Source organism: Serratia sp. 2880STDY5682894, from assembly GCF_001537385.1.
In the GTDB taxonomy this organism is placed as follows: domain Bacteria; phylum Pseudomonadota; class Gammaproteobacteria; order Enterobacterales; family Enterobacteriaceae; genus Serratia; species Serratia nevei.
In genome coordinates, this window is sequence record NZ_FCJA01000015.1 from 1 (window position 1) to 20,323 (window position 20,323).

Below are 20,323 nucleotides of genomic sequence, written 5' to 3' on the forward strand. Positions count from 1 at the left end.
GTGTAAGTGCAGCGATGCATTGAGCTAACCAGTACTAATGATCCGTGAGGCTTAACCTTACAACACCGAAGGTGTTTTTAGAGAGATTTTCAGCGAAGTTCCGAGATTGGTTCTGATGGCGACACGAGAGTGGCGCGGTTGGAATAAAACGAATTTGCCTGGCGGCAATAGCGCGGTGGTCCCACCTGACCCCATGCCGAACTCAGAAGTGAAACGCCGTAGCGCCGATGGTAGTGTGGGGTCTCCCCATGCGAGAGTAGGACACTGCCAGGCATCAAATAAAACAACAAGCCTCATGCGAAAGCATGGGGCTTTTTGTTTTGTCTGTTATCTGGCGTTCTGCACGAGCATGGGCATGCGAAAGGCCCGTCGGGAACGGGCCTTAACGCCGCGTGCGGCGGCCCCGGAGGGGAGAGTCTCAGGATGAGACGAATTGTGTAGGACAAATCCGCCGGGAGCGGATTTGAACGTTGCGAAGCAACGGCCCGAAGGGGGGCGGGCAGGACGCCCGCCATAAACTGCCAGGCATCAAACCAAGCCGAAAGCCCTGAACTGACGTTCAGGGCTTTTTGCTATGCGTAAAATGCAAAAAAGCGCAGCTACGCTGCGCTGCTTTTCCCTGCTTCTCTCCGATAAACAGCCAGAGAAAAGGCCCCGAAGGGCCTTTGATTAGGGTGTGTTTGCTTTTTTCACTTATTATTCGGTTAATGCGAGCTGCCTTGAGAGATGCCCAGCCCGGTTTGCGAACGGACAAACTGAGCCCGGAAGCGTTCCCGCTCCTGCTGCCCGGCCAGCGAGCCGTCGGTGATCGAGAATAGCCAGGTACCGACAAAGGCCACGATCATCGAGAACAGCGCCGGATATTCATACGGGTAAATCGGCTTTTCATGGCCGAGGATCTGCACCCAGATCGTCGGGCCGAGGATCATCAGAATCACCGCCGTCAGCAGGCCCAGCCAGCCGCCAATCATTGCGCCGCGAGTGGTCAAACGCGACCAGTACATCGACAGGATGATGATAGGGAAGTTACAGCTGGCGGCGATCGAGAACGCCAATCCGACCATAAAGGCGATGTTCTGCTTCTCGAACAAAATCCCCAGCGCGATAGCGACCAGGCCGAGCACCACGACGGTGATCTTGGAGACCTTCAGCTCATCGCGCTCGGTCGCCTTGCCGTTTTTCATCACGCTGGCGTACAGGTCGTGGGAAACGGCCGAGGCGCCGGCCAGCGTCAGGCCTGCAACGACCGCCAGAATGGTGGCGAAGGCCACCGCCGAGATAAAGCCGAGGAAGAAGTTGCCGCCAACGGCATTGGCCAGGTGCACCGCCGCCATGTTGGTGCCGCCCAGCAGCGCGCCGGTGGCGTCTTTGAACGCCGGATTGGCGCTGACCAGCAAGATGGCGCCGAAGCCGATGATAAAGGTCAGGATATAGAAGTAACCGATAAAACCGGTGGCGTAGAACACGCTCTTGCGCGCTTCTTTGGCGTCACTCACGGTGAAGAAGCGCATCAGGATGTGCGGCAGACCGGCGGTGCCGAACATCAGCGCCAGGCCGAGCGACAGCGCAGAAATCGGATCGGAGACCAGGCCGCCAGGGCTCATGATGGCGATGCCTTTCGGATGCACCTTCACCGCTTCGGCGAACAGGGTATTGAAGTCGAAGTTGACCGACTTCATCACCATCAGCGCCATAAAGCTGGCGCCGGCCAGCAGCAGCACCGCCTTGATGATTTGCACCCAGGTGGTGGCCAGCATGCCGCCGAACAGCACGTACAACACCATCAGGATACCGACCAGGATCACCGCCACGTGGTAGTTGAGCCCGAACAGCAGCTGGATCAGCTTGCCGGCGCCGACCATCTGCGCGATCAGATACAGCGCGACTACCACCAATGAGCCGCAGGCCGACAGGGTGCGGATCGGTTTCTGCTGCAGACGGTAAGAGGCAACATCGGCAAAGGTATAACGGCCGAGGTTGCGCAGGCGCTCCGCGATCAGGAACAGAATGATCGGCCAGCCGATGAGGAAGCCGATGGAATAGATCAGGCCATCATAACCCGAGGTGTAAACCAGGGCGGAGATGCCGAGGAACGAGGCGGCGGACATGAAGTCGCCGGCGATCGCCAGGCCGTTTTGCAGGCCGGTGATGCGCCCACCCGCGGTGTAGTAGTCCTGGCGGGAACGGGTGCGTTTGGACGCCCAGTAGGTGATGTACAGGGTGGCGCCGACAAACAGGATAAACATCACGATCGCCTGGATGTTCAGCGGTTGACGATGCACTTCGCCGCCGATGGCGTCGGCATGAGCCAGACCGGGCAGCAACAGCAACGCGGCGGCGGAAAGGGCGGAGCATAAACGCTTCATTGTTTCACCTCACGCAGGATTTCTGCGGTGAGGCGATCGAACTCGCCGTTGGCGCGAAACACGTAGATCCCGGTCAAGACGAAAGAGATCACGATCAGCCCGACGCCGACCGGGATCCCGCGGGTGATGGTCGATCCGGCGGCGATCGGCGTGCCGAGCCATTGCGGATCGAAGGCGATCAACAGAATAAAGCCGACGTACAGCGCCAGCGTAATCAGCGAAAGCAGCCAGGCGAACCGGCCGCGTTTTCTCACCAGCTCTTTAAAGCGCGGGTTTTCTTCAATCCCTTGATAAATGGTGTCATTCATCAGAGTGTCTCCAGTAGGTATTGATAGAGTACGCCGCGCCAGGGCCGCTCAACGGCGCGTTATCCGAATGAGCGGCCTGAAGCGGCGTAAATTATGACGGCACTTTCATTGATTGTTTTTCTTCCAACAGCTTGTCGACTACGGCCGGATCCGCCAGCGTGGAGGTATCCCCCAGGTTGCTGGTGTCGCCGGCGGCAATTTTGCGCAGGATACGCCGCATGATCTTGCCGGAGCGCGTTTTGGGCAGCGAATCTGTCCAGTGCAGCACGTCCGGCGTGGCGATCGGCCCTATCTCTTTACGCACCCAGTTGCGCACTTCGGTATAGAGCTCCGGCGTCGGTTCTTCGCCGTGATTCAGCGTGATGTAGGCGTAGATCGCCTGGCCTTTGATGTTGTGAGGAATGCCGACCACCGCCGCTTCGGCGATTTTCGGGTGCGATACCAGCGCAGACTCGATCTCGGCGGTGCCCAGACGGTGGCCGGAGACGTTCAGCACGTCGTCGACGCGGCCGGTGATCCAGTAGTAACCGTCCTCGTCGCGGCGGGCGCCGTCACCGCTGAAGTACATGCCTTTGAAGGTCGAGAAGTAGGTTTGCTCGAAGCGGTCATGATCGCCAAACAGGGTACGCGCCTGGCCCGGCCAGGAGTCGACGATCACCAGGTTGCCTTCGCAGGCGCCTTCCTGCGGTGTGCCGACGTTATCGACCAGCGCCGGCTGTACGCCGAAGAAAGGCCGCGTGGCGGAACCGGCCTTCAGCTCGGTAGCGCCCGGCAGCGGGGTAATCATGAAGCCGCCGGTTTCGGTTTGCCACCAGGTATCGACGATCGGGCACTTTGCGTTGCCTATCTTGTTGTAATACCACTCCCAGGCTTCCGGGTTGATCGGCTCGCCGACCGAGCCCATGATGCGCAGCGAATCGCGTCGGGTGCCCTCGATCGCCTTGTCGCCTTCGGCCATCAGGGCGCGAATGGCGGTCGGCGCGGTATACAGAATGTTGACCTGGTGTTTGTCGATCACCTGCGACAGGCGATTGACGCCTGGATAGTTAGGCACGCCTTCGAACATCAGCGTGGTGGCGCCGCAGGCCAGCGGGCCGTACAGCAGATAGCTGTGGCCGGTGACCCAGCCCACGTCGGCGGTGCACCAATAAATGTCGCCGTCGTGGTAGTCGAACACATACTTAAAGGTCATCGCAGCGTACACCAGGTAGCCGCCGGTGGTGTGCAGCACGCCTTTCGGCTTGCCGGTCGAGCCGGAGGTATACAGGATAAACAGCGGGTCCTCGGCGTTCACTTCTTCCGGCGGGCAGTCGGCGGAGACGCCCTGGGTAAGTTCATGCCACCACAGATCGCGCCCTTCCTGCCAGTAACCCGGTTTGCCGGTGCGTTGGAATACCACCACGTTGTCCACGCTGACCACGCCGGGATTTTTCAGCGCATCGTCGACGTTCTTTTTCAGCGGCACGGCGCGGCCGGCGCGCAGGCCTTCATCGGCGGTAATGACCAGTTTGGCGTTGGAGTCGATAATGCGTCCGGCGACCGCTTCCGGCGAGAAGCCGCCGAAGATCACCGAATGTACGGCGCCGATGCGCGCACAGGCCAGCATCGCGACCGCCGCTTCCGGCACCATCGGCATATAGATAGCCACCACGTCGCCTTTTTTCACGCCGAGCTTTTTCAGCACGTTGGCGAACTGGCAGACGTCATGGTGCAGCTGTTTGTAAGTCACGTTCTTGGATTGGGTCGGGTCATCGCCTTCCCAGATAATGGCGGTCTGGTCGCCGCGCTCAGCCAGATGGCGGTCCAGACAGTTGGCAGACAGGTTCAGCGTGCCGTCTTCAAACCAACGAATGCTGACGTGGCCGGGATCGAACGACGTGTTTTTAACTTTGGTATAGGGTTTGATCCAGTCCAGGATTTTGCCATGCTCACCCCAGAAAGCCTCTGGGTCTTGAACCGACTGTTGATAATACTGTTGGTATTGTGCCGGATTAATCAGGGCGCGCTCTGCAATTGCAGAAGGAATAGCGTGTTTATGCAGTTGGCTCATAGCTTTTCTCCTTGAAGTTGTTAATGATATGTCAACTGAAGGTTAAGTATAGTTTGCTACGATTCTTTGTTTCTTTTTTGCGCGGCAGATCACGCAACAAAGATATTGATTTGTAATAGTTCTGTCGCATTTGCAGGACGTATCTATCTCTTTGGCGTTTAATTCATCATAAACCCGCGTTTTTAGCCAAAAACACTTATCTAAAGAACAAAAAAGAATAAAAAAAGACGAGACTGTTTGCCTCGTGATTAATCGCGTGGGAAAGGCCTGCGTTATTTCACGCTATAAATCTTTTTGGATTATTTTTCGCTATTAATATTCGAAGTTGATATTAACGCGATATAACGATGGACGGCACGCCGTGAAATAACGTTTTATTAACCTTTAATTCCTGATGAAAGGTCGGGTGATATCCTAGGGGATTCACTCTGCGCCATCGCTCGATTTTTAAGCTAAATATAAAGCGGTGCTGCATTTATGGTCGAAAATGTCACTCGGTCAATTCTCATTTATTTGACTTTTACGTAACAAAATATAAACATTTGATGCGGATTAAATATGCAGAATGGGCGAAAAATAACGCATTTTAATGGCGTTCAAAAAAACGTCGTCGGCGCGGTTATGTGCTTCATTGCATGAGAAATTATGTTTTTAATAACAAGCAATTATGCCATTTGAAATAGTAACGCGAAATTTTTGTTATTCGATTCAGCGCTCAACCCTGACAAATCAAGGCTTGCAGAGCATGCCGCCCGGATGATACAGATTTATACTGCGTCGCACCCAGGGCAGGTGAACGCTTCCACTGAATTAACATAAGCCTGTAATAAATGATTAAGTATTCTTTTCTCCGTGTTGCGACTTTGTACGGCGAAAAGAGTCTTTGAGGACTTTTTGGGTATGAAAAGTGTAAAAATTAGCCTGGCTTGGCAAATCCTGATCGCGTTGGTGCTGGGTATTATTGTTGGCGCGGTATTGCACAACCAGACAGAATCTCGTGAGTGGCTGGTCAGCAATATTCTCAGCCCGGCGGGTGATATCTTTATTCGCCTGATCAAGATGATTGTGGTACCGATCGTTATTTCCACGCTGATCGTCGGTATTGCCGGCGTGGGCGATGCGAAAAAGCTGGGCCGCATCGGATTGAAAACCATTATTTACTTCGAAGTGATCACCACCGTTGCCATCGTGGTGGGGTTGACGCTGGCCAACGTATTCCAACCCGGCCACGGCATCGATATGTCGACGCTGACCACGGTGGACATTTCGCAGTATGAGAAAACCACCGAACAGGTGCAAAGCGGTTCGCACAGTCTGGTGGCGACCATTCTGTCGCTGATCCCGTCGAACGTCTTCTCGTCGATGGCCAAGGGCGACATGCTGCCGATTATCTTCTTCTCGGTGCTGTTCGGTCTGGGGCTGTCGTCGTTGCCGAAAGAGACCAAAGAGCCGCTGCTGAAGGTGTTCAAGGCGGTGTCCGAGAGCATGTTCAAAGTCACCCACATGATCATGCGCTATGCGCCGATCGGGGTGTTTGGCCTGATTGCGGTCACGGTAGCCAACTTCGGTTTCGCCTCGCTGCTGCCGCTGGCCAAGCTGGTGGTGCTGGTGTACTTCGCCATCGCGTTCTTCGCCCTGGTGGTGCTGGGGGCTGTCGCCCGGCTGTGCAACCTGCGCATCTGGACGTTGATCCGTATCCTGAAAGACGAACTGATCCTGGCTTATTCCACCGCCAGCTCGGAAACGGTGCTGCCGCGCATCATCGAAAAGATGGAGGCCTACGGCGCGCCCAAGTCGATCACCAGCTTCGTGGTGCCGACCGGCTACTCCTTTAACCTGGATGGCTCGACGCTGTACCAGAGCATTGCCGCTATCTTTATCGCCCAGCTGTACGGCATCGAGCTGTCGTTGGGGCAGGAGATCGTGCTGGTGCTGACGCTGATGGTCACCTCGAAAGGGATCGCCGGCGTGCCGGGCGTCTCGTTCGTGGTGCTGCTGGCCACGCTGGGCAGCGTCGGTATTCCGTTGGAAGGCCTGGCGTTCATCGCCGGCGTGGACCGTATCCTGGATATGGCGCGCACCGCGCTGAACGTCGTGGGTAACGCGCTGGCGGTGCTGGTGATCGCCAAGTGGGAGCACCAGTTCGATCGCAAGAAGGCGCTGGCCTACGAAACGGAGTTTCTGGCGCAGAAGGTGAAGCCGGCCAATCAGGCCTAATCACCGAGCGTCGCCGACGTTAAAAACGCCCCGGGCAGCTGTGCCGGGGCGTTTTGTTTTTAGCCGTCTTCTCTCCGCCACTTTCTTTTCTCCGTCCCCACTGCGCGACTTGCATCCCCGCTTAACAGAATCTAAAGTGTTACCAAATTAATAGAAATGATAATAGATGTTATTATCATTTTCATTTGATGATGTATGGAGACACGCAAAAGCCGTTGAACGGCGGGTTACGCCCGTTCGGCGTCTTTATTCGGGCTTATCAAAGGTAGGTAACATGTCGGACACCGCTTTGGCCTCTGAATGGTTGCCGCTGGCGCCAGCGCAGCTTGATTTCTGGGAAGAACACACCTTGCACCCCGGGCAGACCCTGTCCACCGTCGCACACTGCACCGAACTGTGCGGCGCGGTAGAGGAAGAGACGCTCTGCCGGGCGATCGCCGCCACCCTCGCCGAGACGCAGGCGTTTGCCCTGCGCTTTGGCGAGCGGCATGGCGACTCTCCTCCGCCGTTACGGCACGATCCACAGCGTATACCGCCATTGCAACGCATCGATCTGCAAACGCACGGCGATCCCTGGCAGGCGGCGCAAAACCTGATGCGCGAAGATATCGCGCAGCGCCGGGCGCTGCACTGCGAGCCGTTAGCCGCCGCCTGGCTGATCAAGCTGGGGCCGGAGCGCTACCTCTGGTACGTACGTGCGCACCATATTCTGGTTGATGGTTTCGGTATGGCGCTAATTGAACACCGCTGCGCCGCGTTGTATGCACACTATCTGGGTGAAGGTAGCGCGGGCATGCCTCTGGGCGCCTTCGACGCCTTTCAACAGGCTGAGCTGGCCTACGCGGGTTCTGAGCGATGCGAGCGCGATCGGCGCTTTTGGCAGAGCTATCTGCCGCCGTCGCAGGCGCTGCCGACGGTGCGCAAGGGCGGTGAGGCCTATGGCGTGCGGCGTCTGAGCACCCACCACCGGCTGCCGGCGGCGGTATCGCAACGACTGGCGCAGCTGGCGGAGCGCAGCGGCATCAATTGGCCCGACTTGCTGGTGGCGCTGTCGGCGGCCTGGCTATTTCAGGTGATGCCCCGCGACACCCGGCAGGGCGAGGCGTTGCCGATGTGGATGCCGGCGATGAATCGCCGAGGGCAGGCCGCCACCAACGTGCCTTCGTTGGCGGTCAACACCCTGCCGCTGCTGGTGTCACCGCCGCAAGCGGAGACGCTGGGGGGCTTTCTCACCACTCTGACGCAGCAGCTGCGCGAGCTGCGCAGCCACGCCGGCTACCGCCTGCGCCAACTGGCCGCCGATCGCGGTGTGGATCCTGACTCGCGCTTCTTTATTTCCCCCTTCATCAACGTGCAACCCTTCGATGCGCCTCGTTTTGTCGGCTGTAGCGGCACCCGCCGCGTATTGGCCGGCGGCTCGGGCGACGGTTTTAACCTGACTTATCGCGGCCGCACCGACGCCCGCGATCTGCAGGTGGATATCGATATTTATCTGGAGCAGTTCCCGACGGAGGATGCGCTGGACTATGGCGAGGCGCTGCAGGAATTCCTGTTGCGCGCGCTGCAGCGGGAAGCCTGGGAGCAGCCGCTGGCGGCCCTGACGGCGTTGCCCGTCTGATAAAATGCGGGCGGGGGATGTCCCCGCCCGAGTGGTGTGGTTTCAGTTGGCCAACAACGCCGCCACTTCGCGCGCGTTCTTGCACGGCAGGAGCGAACTGCTCACCAGCCGGGTACCGAAAGCGTCATTGAGGCGTTCCGCCACCTGTTTGATATGCGGCAGCTTCAGCCCCATGGCGATAAATGCCGTCTCTTCTCCCCATTCCGGGCGCGGTGCCACGCCGATCGCCTGCCAGTAAATGGTCAGGATCTCTGCGCTGCGCGCCAAAGGCGCGTTCGGCGGCGGGGCCGCACAGGCGTTCAGCGCCGGCGCGGTTTGCTGGTGGCTCAGGTCGGCACGGATGCGATGGCGGTCGGTTTTGCCGTTGGCGGACAGCGGCAGCGCCTCGGCATGGATAAAGCGTGTCGGAATATGGGTACAGGGCAGATAGCCGGTGGCGAAGGCGCGGATCTCGGACAGCGGCAGCGGTTTGCCGTCGCGGGTCAGATACAGGGCACCGAGCGCCGCCTCGTTGTTCTCTCCGCTGGGGTAATCCACCACCACCATGTCCTGGATCGCCGGATGGCGGCGCAGCACGTCTTCGATTTCCGGCAACGAGACGCGCACGCCGCGGATCTTCACATAGCCGTTCACCCGGGTGGCGAACATGATGTTGCCGTCCGCCCGGTAGTAGCCCTGATCGCCGGTGCGAAAAGCGCGCAGCGGTTGCCCATCCGGCCCTTCGAGGGTAACGAAATCGTGCTGCTTCAGCTCCCCCTGCTCCAGGTAGCCCAACGCCAGGTTGATCCCGGCGGTATGGATGCGGCCGACCACGCCGGCCGGGCAGTGGCTGCCGTCGTCATGGCAGATGAAGTAGCGGTTGGCCGGCAGCGGGCGGCCGTAAGGCACGGTGCCGTTTTCCTGCGGGGCGATCGGGTGCCAGATGCTCCAGATGGTGGTTTCGGTTGGCCCGCCGAGCGAGAACAGCGCGAGATCCGGGCGCAGGGTACGCAGGGTTTGTACCGTCGCCGGCTTGATGTAGTCGCCGCCTTGCGCCACCAGGCGCAGCGAACGCAGGCTGTCGGCCGTTTTGCAGGTGAGCAGCATCTCCAGAATCGCGGGCACCGAACACCACAGACTAACCCGGTGCTTTTCCACCAGCTGGTTCCAGCTGATGGCGTCCTTTTCCTGATGCGGCGCCGGCAGCACCAGCGTGGCGCCGGCGCACAGCGAACCGAACAGATCGAACATTGACATGTCATGGTGCGGCGGCGTGACGGAAATGAAGACGTCGTCGGCGGTGACCGCCCAGCGCTGCTGGGTCTGGTGGACGACGTTGGCGGTGGCGCGGTTGTTGAGCACCACGCATTTGGGCTTACCGGTGGTGCCGGAGGTATACAGGTAGTAGCTCGCGGCCTGGCTGGCGCTGCGTTCAACCAGCGTCTGCTCATTCGGCAGCGCAGGCGCGCGATCCGTCGGCGCCAGCAGGGTCGCCGGCGTCACGCCGATCGGCGTCTCCAGATCGCCGCCGTGCACCACCAGCGTCGGTCGGCAGTTCTCCAGCAGATAGGCGGTGCGTTCCGGCGGCGAGTTGATATCGACAGGCACCCAGATCACGCCCTGCAGGGCGCAGGCGAGGCTGAAGATGATCTGTTCCGGGCTGCGCGGCAGATACAGCGCGACCACGTTGCCCGGCTGCACGCCGCGGCTCTGCAGATTGGCGATCGCCGTGGCGATCCGCTGGCCCAGCTCGCGGTAGGTCAGCGTCTGTTCGCCGCAGATCAGCGCGTTGCCGCCGCCTTGCGCGCCGAACAGCCGCTCGGCCAGCTGTGCCAGATAAGGATAAGGTGCGTAATTCGCTTCGCTGTCGTTGTGGCGATAATGCGCCAGATCGATGAAGTCCCGCGGCGCGATCGCCAGGTCGGCCCGTTGGCAGCTGTGCAGGATGCGTCGCTGCAATGCCGCCAGCATGGCTTCTACCTGTTCACCGTGCAGCGCCTGCTCGGCGTAGTCCACGCACAGCTGCAGGTTTTTTTCGCTGTCCAGCGTCAGGCGAATGTCGATGGCGACCTGCGGCGTTTGGGTCAGGCCGTCGTGGAAGCGCACCGGCGCCTCGGCCGGCAGCGTCTCCCAGCCCAGACAGTTGGTCAGGATCACCGGCAGCGCCGGGCCGCCCTGGCTTTGGCCGAGCAACTGCCGCGCCAGATCGACGCCGGAAAACGTCAGGTGGTCGAGTGCGCCGAGCACGTCGTCCTGCAAGGCTTGTGCGCGCTGGATAAAATCTTCGCCGTGGCGCGAATAGCGTACCGCTACGAAGCTGGAGGCGTTGCCCAGTGCACCGTCGGCGGCGGGGAATGCCACCGGCACGCCGACGCACAGCTCGCCGTCGGTGGTCCAGTGGGCCAGCGTATCGAGGATCAGCGCCGACAGCAGGCTGTTACGCAGCAGCGCATGTGGCGATCCCAGGCGGCCGAGCTGTTTTATCGTATCGCGCGGCAGCGTCAGGGTGGCGCGGCGATAGCGCGACGAAGTGAGATTGGCGAGCGGGGCGCGCCACGGTAACGCTGACGGGGTGGTGACATCCTGCAGCTTGTCGCGCCAGTAGGCGGCATCGGCCTGGCGCTGCGCCGCAGGTGCAGCAGGGGGCGGCAGCGCAGCGGCGGTCGGCGCCAGAGGGCGATCGTCAAACAGGCGCGCGATCACGGTGGAGATCCCCTGGCCGTCGAGGATCAACGCATCGAAGCTGGTGAGGATCAGCGTATCGTACGGCGATCCCGTCGGATCCTGCTGTTCGGCAAGTTGGATCACGGCGATGCGCCACAGCGGTTGGCTCGGATCGTGGCGCTGGTGGGAGTAACGCGCGCGCAGCTGTTCAACCTGGCGCTGCGCCGCTTCGCCATCAAGGGCGCGCAGATCGTGGCGATCCAGATGCAGCGTCACCTCCGGGCGTACGTGCTGCGTGCCGCGCTGCACATCGATGCAGGTGCGCAACGCCGGGTAATGCTGTACCAGCTCGGTCAGGCGCGCTTCAAGGCGCGGTACGTCCAGCTGCCGGGCGCGGTATTCGCGAAAGTCGTGCATCGCCACGCCGCCCAGCGGCCATCGATCGCTGCGGCCCAGAAGATAGGCCTGCTGCAGTGCGGTTAATGGTGTCTCCATGGTACTTCCCTATAGTCGCTAACCGATTAAAACGAGCCGGGCGCCGCGCGCCCGGAAACCGATCTCAGTGCTGCGGCGCCAGCGCGGCGAGCAGCGTTTTCGCATGCCTTCCTGCCTCGGGCGAGCGTTGGCAGATCAATGCCGCCAGCGCCGCAGGGGAGGAATGCGCCGCCAGATCCTGCGCCGTCAGCCCCGCCGCCAGATACTTGTTGAGCACCGTCAGCAGCGCGTTCACCCCGGCATCCGGCAAGGCCAAGCGGCGGATATCGTCGTGGTCGCGCAAGCCGGCCTCGGGGGCCACCCGCGCCAGCAGCCGATGCAGCACCTGGCGCACCGGCGCCTGCTGCGCCAGCGCGTCGGGCGTGCATTGCGCCAGCAGCTGCGACAGCGGGCGATCGAACGCCGCCGTTTGCCGCGCGGCCAGGTGCAGCAGCGCCCGGTAACAGGCCAGCAGGCGTGGCAGCACCTGCTCGGGGAACGCGTCGAGCCGCACGTCCCAGTTGATCAGAATGCCGTCGTCGACGTGGGCGACCTGTGCATCCAGCGCCACCTGCGGCCCCTGAGAGATGACCCAGCCGAGACGGCCGAAGGTGTCAGTGACCCGTTCGGAAAACAGCGTCTTGCCGCGGATGCCGAAACCGGCGGTAAACACCACCGGCGAAGGCTGCAGGCTGCCGTGCAGGCGCGACAGATCGCGCATCACGCTCACGCCGGGGTAATCCGCATGCTCGATCAGCTCCGCCAGCTGGGTCATCAGGCGCCGGCAGAAGGCGCTCAGGTTTTCCGTCGGGTTCAGCTCCACGCCGAGCAGCACCAGGTTAGAGAAATCGCCGATGAGGCGATGCGCGTCCTCCCGTTCGCTCTCGCGGTGGAACAGCGGCACGTTGAGCCGGAAGCGCGTCATGTTCCACCCCTGGCCGACGGCCAGGGCGAACAGTGCGAGAAACAGCGTCGAGAGCGAGGTGTGGTGCCGTTTGGCGACGTTCTCCAGCGCGCGGCTTTCCTCTGCGTCCAGCTGTATGGCCAGGCGATCGCTGCGGCAGCGGTCCGGCGTGCGCAGCAGGCGCGGCGCCGGTGGCACCTGCGCCAGGCGCTCACGCCACCAACGCTGGCCGCGTTCGCGCCGCTGGCGCAGCGCCTCGTCGGCGTCACGTTGTGCGAGGTGATCGAAGTAGGCCGGCGGCGCGTCATGGGAGGGTACCGGTGGGCACTGGTGATAAAACGCCGTCAGATCTTCCATCAACAGGCGAAAGCTCATGGCATCGCCGGCGATCATATCGAGATCGACATGCAGGCGGCTGCGCCCTTCCGGCAACAGGCTCAGGCTGATATCGCAGGGCACGCCCTGTTCCAGCGGCAGCAGCTGGGTACTTTTTGCCTGGCGTTTGGCGGCGAGCGCGGCTGCCAGCGTCGCTGTATCGGCGTGCCGCCAGTCGTCGAGATGCAAGGTGTGCCGGGGGCCGGGAGGCGCGATCGTCTGCCGGCCATCATCGGTAATGCGCAGGCGTAACAGCGGATGACGCAGGTACAGCGCATCGACGGCCTGGCGCAGTCGGGCGAGATCCAGCTCGCCGCCGTCGAATTCCGCATACAGGTGGGCGGCCATGCCGCCGAGGGGAGGAGCGGACTGTCGGCCTACCCAATAGGCGGCCTGCATCGTGGTCAAAGCTTTCATCGGGTATCCATTTTGATTCAGCCAACGAGACTGCAAGAATATATCCAAATGTTAATAGGAATGAAAATTATTATTATTTAATCCATTTGACGCGAGGGTGCTATCTATAAGGGGTTTTAGCGAGGGCGGACGGGCGTATCGTTGGGTGTGAATAATTTATCTATATTATTCTTAGCATTGTAATGATTGCTTGTTATTGCAGCGCCTGTTTTACCTGCGAAAGTATAAGGTTTTCTGTCTGTTATCGCGGCTTTCCTCACACCTTTGTTGATAATGATTTGCATTAGAAAATGCAAAATATTATCATTCTTAACATTATTTTACGTTTTTATACAAGCCGCCGGCCGCTCCGCCGGCGGCTTGGCCGTGGACGGGGCCGCGCCCGTTCGGCCGCGCAAGGCATGGGTTTGCCGCAGGGATAAGCAACAGAAAGGCCGGGAAGGCCGTAGCGTCATGGTCTGTGTGAGTGTCGATGTAGGTTGTGTAAAAAAAAATCAAATTTTGTGCACCTCTGGGATGAAAGGAGAAGACATCTATGGGCAAGCATTTTGCGGCTCAACGGCATGAAAGCGTAGGAAACGGGGAAAAAGCGGGGTTGAAAGCCATTGGGGCGTTTTCCTCCGTATTTTTAGGGGTATGTTCACTGGCGATCGGTAACGTCAACGCGGCGGAAACCAAGAGCAACGAAACCTACCAGGACGCGGAAACGCTGCTGGTCACCGGTGAGAAGATCAAACGTTCCATTTTCGACACCGGTTCCAGCGTGCAGGTGTTCGACAGCAACCGCATCGCCTCGATGCCCGACGCGGTGCAGATCCCCGATCTGCTGCGCATGACCCCCAACGTGGTGGATCTGGGCATCGGCAACGAACTGCCGACCGTGCGCGGCATCGACGGCTCCGGCCCGAACGTCGGCGCCAACGCCTTCCTCAGCGGCACCCGCCCGCGCCTCAATCTGTCGTTGGACGGCCGTTCGCTGACCTATAACGAACAGGCGTTCGGCCCGCAGTCGCTGTGGGATCTGGATCGCGTCGAAGTGTTCCTCGGCCCGCAAAGCTACATCCAGGGGCGCAACGCCATCGCCGGCGCCATCGTCATGGCCAGTAAAGATCCGACCTTCGAGTGGGAAAGCGCCTTCAAGGGTGGGGCCGGTAACCAGCACTCTTCACAGCTGGCGGCCATGGCGTCTGGCCCGCTGGTGGAAGATCAACTGGCGTTCCGCGTCAGCGTCGATCGCCAGCGCCGCCGCAGCGAGGCCGATCTGCCGGCCTATGCGCCAGTGGGCGACCCGCGCGAAGTGGAAGCCACCACTGCCCGTGCCAAGCTGTTGTTCAATCCGGCCGGCCTGCGCGATCTGACCACCAAGCTGACCTTTAACCACTTTGGCAGCACCGCGCCACAGAACGAAAGCCTCAACCCGCAGCCGCACCCGACCAATCCGCGTCACGATCCGCGCCGCGCTGTGTTCAAAAGCAACATGAACAGCACCATCTGGGATCTGGCCTGGGAGGCCTCCGATGCGCTGACGTTTGAAAACCGCGTTATCTATACCGATTTCAATATCAATCGGCCGACCGCTTACAACATCCAATACGCCGAGATCGACGGCCAGGAAGTTCACGTAGAACCGGTGGTGCGCTTCGGCGGCGCGGACAGCCGCCTGCACGGGCTGGCGGGGCTGCGTTATTTCCACGGCACGCAGGATGAGTTCGTCAACATCTTCGGCGGATCGACCTTCAAAGATAAAACCGATACCCATTCGGCGTTCGCCGAGCTGACCTATGCGCTGACGCCGCAGGTGGACGTGACCGCCGCCAGCCGTCTGGAACGCGAACACCGTCGCCGCGACGGCGGCAGCCAGGCGGTGCGCATCGACTTCGACGAAACCTACACGGTGTTCTTGCCGAAGCTGGACGTGGCCTGGAAACCGACGGATACCCAAACCTACGGCGCCAAGATCGCCCGCGGCTATAACGCCGGCGGCGGCGGCATCACGATCGGTACGCCGGTGGTCAGCTATACCTATGGTTCCGAGTATGTCTGGAACTACGAGCTGTACACCCGCCATCACCTGAAAGACGCCAACGTGGTGCTGACGGGTAACATCTTCTACAACGATTACAAGGATATGCAGCTGCCTTATTCGTTGGGTGAGAACTCCAGCGTGATCCGTAACGCCGACAAGGTGGAAACCTACGGCGCGGAAATCGGTGCCACCTGGCAGCCGCGTTGGGACTTCGAGCTGTTCGGCAACCTCGGCCTGCTGAAAACCGACATCAAGAAGTTCTCGGGCAGCGGCGTGGAAGGGCATGAGCTGGCGCGCGCACCGGCTTACACCGCCAACATGGGTGCTAAATATCAGTTCCTGAAAGGGTGGGAGCTGAGTAGCAACGTGGCATTTACCGACTCCTACTATTCGCAATACGACAACGACTCGCGCGGGCGCATCGGCTCCTATTGGACGGCCAACGCCCAGCTGGCTTACACCTTCGACTACGGTCGCGCCACGCTGTATGCGAAAAACCTGTTTGATTCAGACCGCCGCGAGATGGTCAGAAGCAACGACATCTACACGGCGACTCTTCAGCGAGGCCGCTTGGTCGGCGCAGCAGTTGAGCTGAATTTCTAACGCTATCGCGATGACGGGGGACGAATGTCCCCCTTTTTATGCGCTATCCCGGCACGGCCGGGCAAAGGAGATAACGCAGTGATCGGTGATTTTGACAGCATTCTGAGCGATGAAGAGGCCCAGCGGCTGGAGAGCGCGTTTCAGGCGCTGGGCGCGGCGTCGGCGGACGGCGAACGGCCGGTAAGCGAAGCCGAAGAGCGGGCGTGGTTCGCCCATCTGCAGCAGGGTGACGCACGCGGGCAGCGGGCGTTGGCCTGGCGCCTGACGGGGGACGTGGATATCGCCCGGGTGACGGCGGCGCTGCAGGCGCTGGTGCGGGAAACGCCTGGCGTGGACGTGCGCTACGTTTTTGATGACGAAAACGGTCTGGTGAAACGCCCCGCCGGCTCGGCGCCGTTGCCGGTGAGCCTTCGTCAGGTGGCGGACGAACAACACGCCATGGGTTGCCTGCTGCAGGCGCAGGCGGTGCCGTTTGAACTGGAAAACGAAGCGCCGCTGCGCTGCCTGCTGTTGCTCATGCCGGGCGATGACGTGATTTTGGGCGTGGTCTTGCATGACATCCTGGCGGAAACGCTGCCGTGGCGCCACCTGCCGGCGATGCTGTCCGCCCGTTATAACGGGGATGTGATGCCTCTGCCTTTCGCGGTGGCGCCGGTCGAGCTGGCGGAAACCCCGGAGCCGCAGCTGCCGTGGGTGCGCCAGGCCGTCTCGCTGCAGGATTACCGCAGCCCGGCGCAGCGCGCTGAAGCGTTGCCGCCGGTGGGCTCGCGCGTGGTCACGCGCATTGATCGCTCGCTGTTGCCCGCCAACGACACGCCGCGGGCCTTGCTGGCGGCGGTGGCGGCACGGTTTGCCGAGTTCGTCGCCGCGCAGGCCGGCGGCCAAGCGGTGCAGCTGTGCGTGCCGGCCGCAGAAACGGCGGAGTTCGTCGGCCTGGAGCTTGGCCTGACGGCGGCGCCGCTGATGCGCCTGACCGTGCAGCATGGCGAGGGCGACATCGGGCAGCAGCTGCTGGCGCAGGCCGTGGCTGAACAGCCGGACTCGCAACGGGCGCAGCTGCTGGTGGCCTGGCGCGACGATCTGGCCGCAGAGTGGCGGCTGGAAGGCGTTCACGCCGAACGCCTGTTGCTGCCGCCGCTGCATACGCCGTTTGAACTGGCGCTGCTGCTGGGGTTGCCGGAGGCAGAAACGCTGACGCTGGAGCTGGTCACCGACCCGCGCCTGTCTCCCCATGTGGCGCCTTTCCTGCTGGAGCAGTTCAGCGCGTTCCTGGCCGGGCAGCGGATTGCCGTCGCCTTGCCGGCGGCTGAGGCCGCTTCCCCGTCGATGGCCGCGCCGGCGACGAACGGCGACGCGGACGAAAGCGTTGCACCGCTGATTTTGCAGGAGTTCCGTGAGGCGCTGGTGGCGCCGGAAATGACCCTGGATGAAGACTTCTTCGATCGCGGCGGCCATTCGCTGGTCGCCACCCGGGTGATCGGCCGTTTGCTCAGCCTGCATCAGATCGAAATCAACATTAACGATCTGTTCAGCCATCCGACGGCGCGCGGGTTGGCGGGCTACGCCAAACGCCTGAACGTCGCGCAGCCGAATGCCGCGGTGGCCACCGCCGACGATCATGATCGCGCGCAGGCGCCGCTGTCGCTGGCGCAGGAATCGCTGTGGAAGGTGTATGAAGCCTTCGGCCATGACGAGATTTTCAACCTGCCGTTCTCTCTGCGCTTCTTCGATGCGGTGGATGAAACGGCGCTGCGTCAGGCGTTTATCGACGTCATGACTCGCCATACCGTGCTGCGTTCACGCTTCGTCGAGCAGCAGGGCGAGGTGGTGCAGGTGGTGGTGCCGACTGCCGAACTTGCGGACTACTCGTGGTTCCGCTTCTCCCACGAGACGCCGGCGGGCAACGCCGCCGCCCTGTTGGCCGATGCAGGCCAGCACCGGTTCGATCTGGCCGCCGAGCTGCCGCTGCGCGTCACGCTGCTGCGCGATGCGGACAACGGCCAACAGCTGCTGTCGCTGCTGTTCCACCATGTGGTGCTGGATGAATGGTCGCTCAACCTGATGATGGATGAGCTGGGCGTCGCCTATCGCCATCGCGTCGTCGGCCAGGCGCCGCAGTGGAGCGGGCAACCGCCGCAGTTCCACACCTTCGCCCGGCAGCAGCGGGCCTCCGGGGTGCAGCAGCAGCATCTGGACTACTGGCTCGACGCGCTGCGCGGTGCGCCGGTCGGCCAGCCGATCTTCCGGCAAGAAGCGTCCACCCATCCGGCGGTGCCGGCACCGGCGGACGTCAACGGCGGCTGGCTGGAGTTCGAGGTCGATCCTGCCGTGGCGGAAGGCCTGTATCAGCTCGCCCGCCGCAACAACGCTTCGCTGTTCAACGTGGTGTATGCCGGGATTACCTCGGCGCTGCGCCTGCTCGGCGGCCCGGCGGATCTGCTGGTGGGCACCTCGACCTCCGGCCGTAACGACGCCGAGTTCTTCGATACCGTCGGCTACTTCACCACCGTAGTGGTGCACCGAGTGCGCTTCGACGAGGGGCTGACGGTGGCCGGGTTGGTCAGCCAGGTGAAAAACACCATCAATGGCTCGCTGCCGTACACCGATATTCCGATCGATCTGGTGGAGGAAGGGCTGTTCGGCGTGGATGCCGACCGCAAGAACCACATGTTTGAAGTGTTTATCCAGATCCACAGCCGCATCAAGCTGAACGGCGAGTTCCGGCTGCAGGACGGCAGCGCGATCGCCTACCGTCAGGTGGAGCCGGAGAAAGCCGAATCGCTGCTCGGCCTGCAGTTTGAGGTGATGGAAGACGATTTGGCCGGGAAGAAATCCCTGCGGGTGATGATGACCTACCGCCAGGACCACTACAGCCGGGAGCAGGCCAATCTGATCGCCGACGGCGTTCAGCACGTCTTTACCCAGTTTGCGCAGCACATCGCTGGCGATATCGCTCTGGCGGCGCTGCCGCCCGGGCCGCAGGCATGACGTTGTTTCACTCTAACCGAAAGCATGATTTTCAAGGAGATAAAAGGATGTCTGGAACCCTAGCAACCCCGCGCGCGTTACTGTCGCTGCTGGTGGCGGCCTCTCTGGTGGTCGCCGGCGCCGCGCAGGCGGACGATGTCGGCATCAAACCGCAGGACATCAAGCGCGAGGCGCTGTCGTCGACGGTGGTGGAGATGGCCTACAGCACCTCGCAACAGGCGCTGTTCGTCAGCGCGCCGGACTGGAAGGAAGAGGCGCGCTCCCGCGTGCTGCGGCTGGATCCCAACACCCTGGCGATCAAGGCGGAGATCCCGCTGCAGGTGAAAGGCTTCGGCGTGGCGCTGAACGATGCGGGCAATCGCCTGTACCTGACGCAGGCTTTCAACGGCGAAGTCGGGGTGGTGGACACCACCACCAACCACGCGCTGGGCAGCATCAAGCTGCTGGACAAAGCGGTGCTGGAGCAGGCTTACAAGCAGGCGGGCATCAGCGGCAAGCGTCTGGATTTCCTGTTGGCGGAGCTGAAGAAGTTTAAAATCACCGAGGACTACCTGTACCGCCTCCGCGAGCTCAAGTATGACGCGCAAAGCGGCCGCCTGTTCCTGCCGGGCCTGGGCTTCGGCGTCGACAGCGTGCTGTACGTGGTCGATACCAAGGCCGGCAAGCTGGAGAAAGTGATCCCGGGCTTCGGCTACAACGCGGTGGGTATCACGCTGGATGAGAAGGGCCGCCGGGTGTTCGTCTCCAACATGCAGGGGCAGGTGATCACCTTGAACGCCGACACGCTGGCGATCACCGCCACGCATGAAGTGCAGGCCGATCAGCTGCTGAACCTGGTGTATGACCCGGCAAGCAATCGCCTGTTGGGCGTCGATCAGGGCATCGATCGCGACGACTACCGCAACCATCATCTGGGGCACGACTACGTGAAGCGCAGCAGCGGCCATCGGGTGTTTGCGCTGGATGCGGACAGCGGCAAGGTGCTGGCCAGCGAGCTGACGGATGAGGTGCCGATCGGCCTGCTGCTCGACGAGCGCAGCCAGCGGCTGTATGTCGCCAACCGCAAAGGCGTGCGCGTGGATCATGGCGCCGGCACGCTGACGGTGTTCGACGCCAAAACGCTCAAGCGCCTGCAAACCGTAGACCTGCCGCCGCACCCTAACAGCCTGGCGTTGGATCCGAAAGGCGACGCGCTGTTCGTGACGGTGAAAAACGACGGCGCTTCCACCAAGGCCGGCAAGCCGGAAAGCGTGGTGCGCATTCAGCTGCATACCAAGTAACGGAATGGAAAGATAAAAAAAGGGCGCCTCGGCGCCCTTTGTCGTTGGGTCATG

The 20,323-nt window shown here is 61.4% G+C and carries 10 protein-coding genes and 1 rRNA gene; 6 read left to right on the forward strand and 5 right to left on the reverse strand.

Translation table 11 applies throughout. The features are described from left to right. The first annotated feature begins 157 nt into the window (after positions 1 to 157). Positions 158 to 273: ribosomal RNA gene (gene rrf, locus AWX27_RS23015) — 5S ribosomal RNA — on the forward strand. 431 nt (positions 274 to 704) lie between these two features. Here the strand turns inward: rrf and actP are convergent. The 3 genes from actP to acs form a co-directional block, all read right to left on the reverse strand. After that, the gene (gene actP / locus AWX27_RS23020) at positions 705 to 2,366 is read right to left on the reverse strand and encodes a cation/acetate symporter ActP (RefSeq protein WP_060425186.1); all 1,662 of its coding nucleotides are present in this window, start codon (positions 2,364 to 2,366) and stop codon (positions 705 to 707) included. Further along, entirely contained in the window at positions 2,363 to 2,674 is a 312-nt protein-coding gene (locus AWX27_RS23025; RefSeq protein WP_004930047.1) for a DUF485 domain-containing protein, read from the reverse strand. Before AWX27_RS23025 ends, actP begins: the two co-directional genes overlap by 4 nt. 91 nt (positions 2,675 to 2,765) lie before the next feature. Then, complete coding sequence (gene acs, locus AWX27_RS23030) at positions 2,766 to 4,724, reverse strand: acetate--CoA ligase (RefSeq protein WP_060425188.1); 1,959 nt, start codon at positions 4,722 to 4,724, stop codon at positions 2,766 to 2,768. A 900-nt stretch (positions 4,725 to 5,624) separates the two neighbouring features. Between acs and gltP the strand changes: the two genes are divergently transcribed. Further along, on the forward strand, positions 5,625 to 6,941 hold the full coding sequence (gltP, locus tag AWX27_RS23035; RefSeq protein ID WP_015376334.1) for a glutamate/aspartate:proton symporter GltP: 1,317 nt from the start codon (positions 5,625 to 5,627) through the stop codon (positions 6,939 to 6,941). A 274-nt stretch (positions 6,942 to 7,215) separates the two neighbouring features. Beyond that, positions 7,216 to 8,559: a condensation domain-containing protein gene (locus tag AWX27_RS23040; protein ID WP_060425190.1), complete on the forward strand. Its 1,344-nt coding sequence runs from the start codon at positions 7,216 to 7,218 to the stop codon at positions 8,557 to 8,559. A 42-nt stretch (positions 8,560 to 8,601) separates the two neighbouring features. On the opposite strand, the gene AWX27_RS23045 is transcribed toward AWX27_RS23040, so the two are convergent. Together AWX27_RS23045 and AWX27_RS23050 are read right to left on the reverse strand one after the other, a co-directional pair. After that, positions 8,602 to 11,697, reverse strand: coding sequence for an amino acid adenylation domain-containing protein (locus AWX27_RS23045; protein WP_060425192.1), 3,096 nt, complete (start codon positions 11,695 to 11,697; stop codon positions 8,602 to 8,604). Positions 11,698 to 11,761: 64 nt separating this feature from the next. Further along, the gene (locus AWX27_RS23050; protein WP_060425194.1) at positions 11,762 to 13,372 is read right to left on the reverse strand and encodes a condensation domain-containing protein; all 1,611 of its coding nucleotides are present in this window, start codon (positions 13,370 to 13,372) and stop codon (positions 11,762 to 11,764) included. A 535-nt stretch (positions 13,373 to 13,907) separates the two neighbouring features. Between AWX27_RS23050 and AWX27_RS23055 the strand changes: the two genes are divergently transcribed. From AWX27_RS23055 to AWX27_RS23065, 3 genes are all read left to right on the forward strand, one after another. Continuing rightward, on the forward strand, positions 13,908 to 16,001 hold the full coding sequence (locus tag AWX27_RS23055; protein WP_025304960.1) for a TonB-dependent receptor: 2,094 nt from the start codon (positions 13,908 to 13,910) through the stop codon (positions 15,999 to 16,001). A gap of 78 nt (positions 16,002 to 16,079) precedes the next feature. Beyond that, positions 16,080 to 18,989 carry a condensation domain-containing protein gene (locus tag AWX27_RS23060; protein ID WP_060425196.1) on the forward strand — a complete coding sequence of 970 codons (2,910 nt, stop codon included), beginning with the start codon at positions 16,080 to 16,082 and terminating at the stop codon, positions 18,987 to 18,989. Between the two features lie 47 nt (positions 18,990 to 19,036). Next, the gene (locus AWX27_RS23065) at positions 19,037 to 20,269 is read left to right on the forward strand and encodes a YncE family protein (RefSeq protein ID WP_049204090.1); all 1,233 of its coding nucleotides are present in this window, start codon (positions 19,037 to 19,039) and stop codon (positions 20,267 to 20,269) included. The last annotated feature ends 54 nt before the right edge of the window (positions 20,270 to 20,323 follow it).

What these genes read in the sequence shown, in the direction of transcription:
- actP (WP_060425186.1), bottom strand. Translation starts at nt 2,366, where the DNA reads ATGAAGCGTTTATGCTCCGCCCTTTCCGCCGCCGCGTTGCTGTTGCTG.
- AWX27_RS23025 (WP_004930047.1), bottom strand. Translation starts at nt 2,674, where the DNA reads ATGAATGACACCATTTATCAAGGGATTGAAGAAAACCCGCGCTTTAAA.
- acs (WP_060425188.1), bottom strand. Translation starts at nt 4,724, where the DNA reads ATGAGCCAACTGCATAAACACGCTATTCCTTCTGCAATTGCAGAGCGC.
- gltP (WP_015376334.1), top strand. Translation starts at nt 5,625, where the DNA reads ATGAAAAGTGTAAAAATTAGCCTGGCTTGGCAAATCCTGATCGCGTTG.
- AWX27_RS23040 (WP_060425190.1), top strand. Translation starts at nt 7,216, where the DNA reads ATGTCGGACACCGCTTTGGCCTCTGAATGGTTGCCGCTGGCGCCAGCG.
- AWX27_RS23045 (WP_060425192.1), bottom strand. Translation starts at nt 11,697, where the DNA reads ATGGAGACACCATTAACCGCACTGCAGCAGGCCTATCTTCTGGGCCGC.
- AWX27_RS23050 (WP_060425194.1), bottom strand. Translation starts at nt 13,372, where the DNA reads ATGAAAGCTTTGACCACGATGCAGGCCGCCTATTGGGTAGGCCGACAG.
- AWX27_RS23055 (WP_025304960.1), top strand. Translation starts at nt 13,908, where the DNA reads ATGGGCAAGCATTTTGCGGCTCAACGGCATGAAAGCGTAGGAAACGGG.
- AWX27_RS23065 (WP_049204090.1), top strand. Translation starts at nt 19,037, where the DNA reads ATGTCTGGAACCCTAGCAACCCCGCGCGCGTTACTGTCGCTGCTGGTG.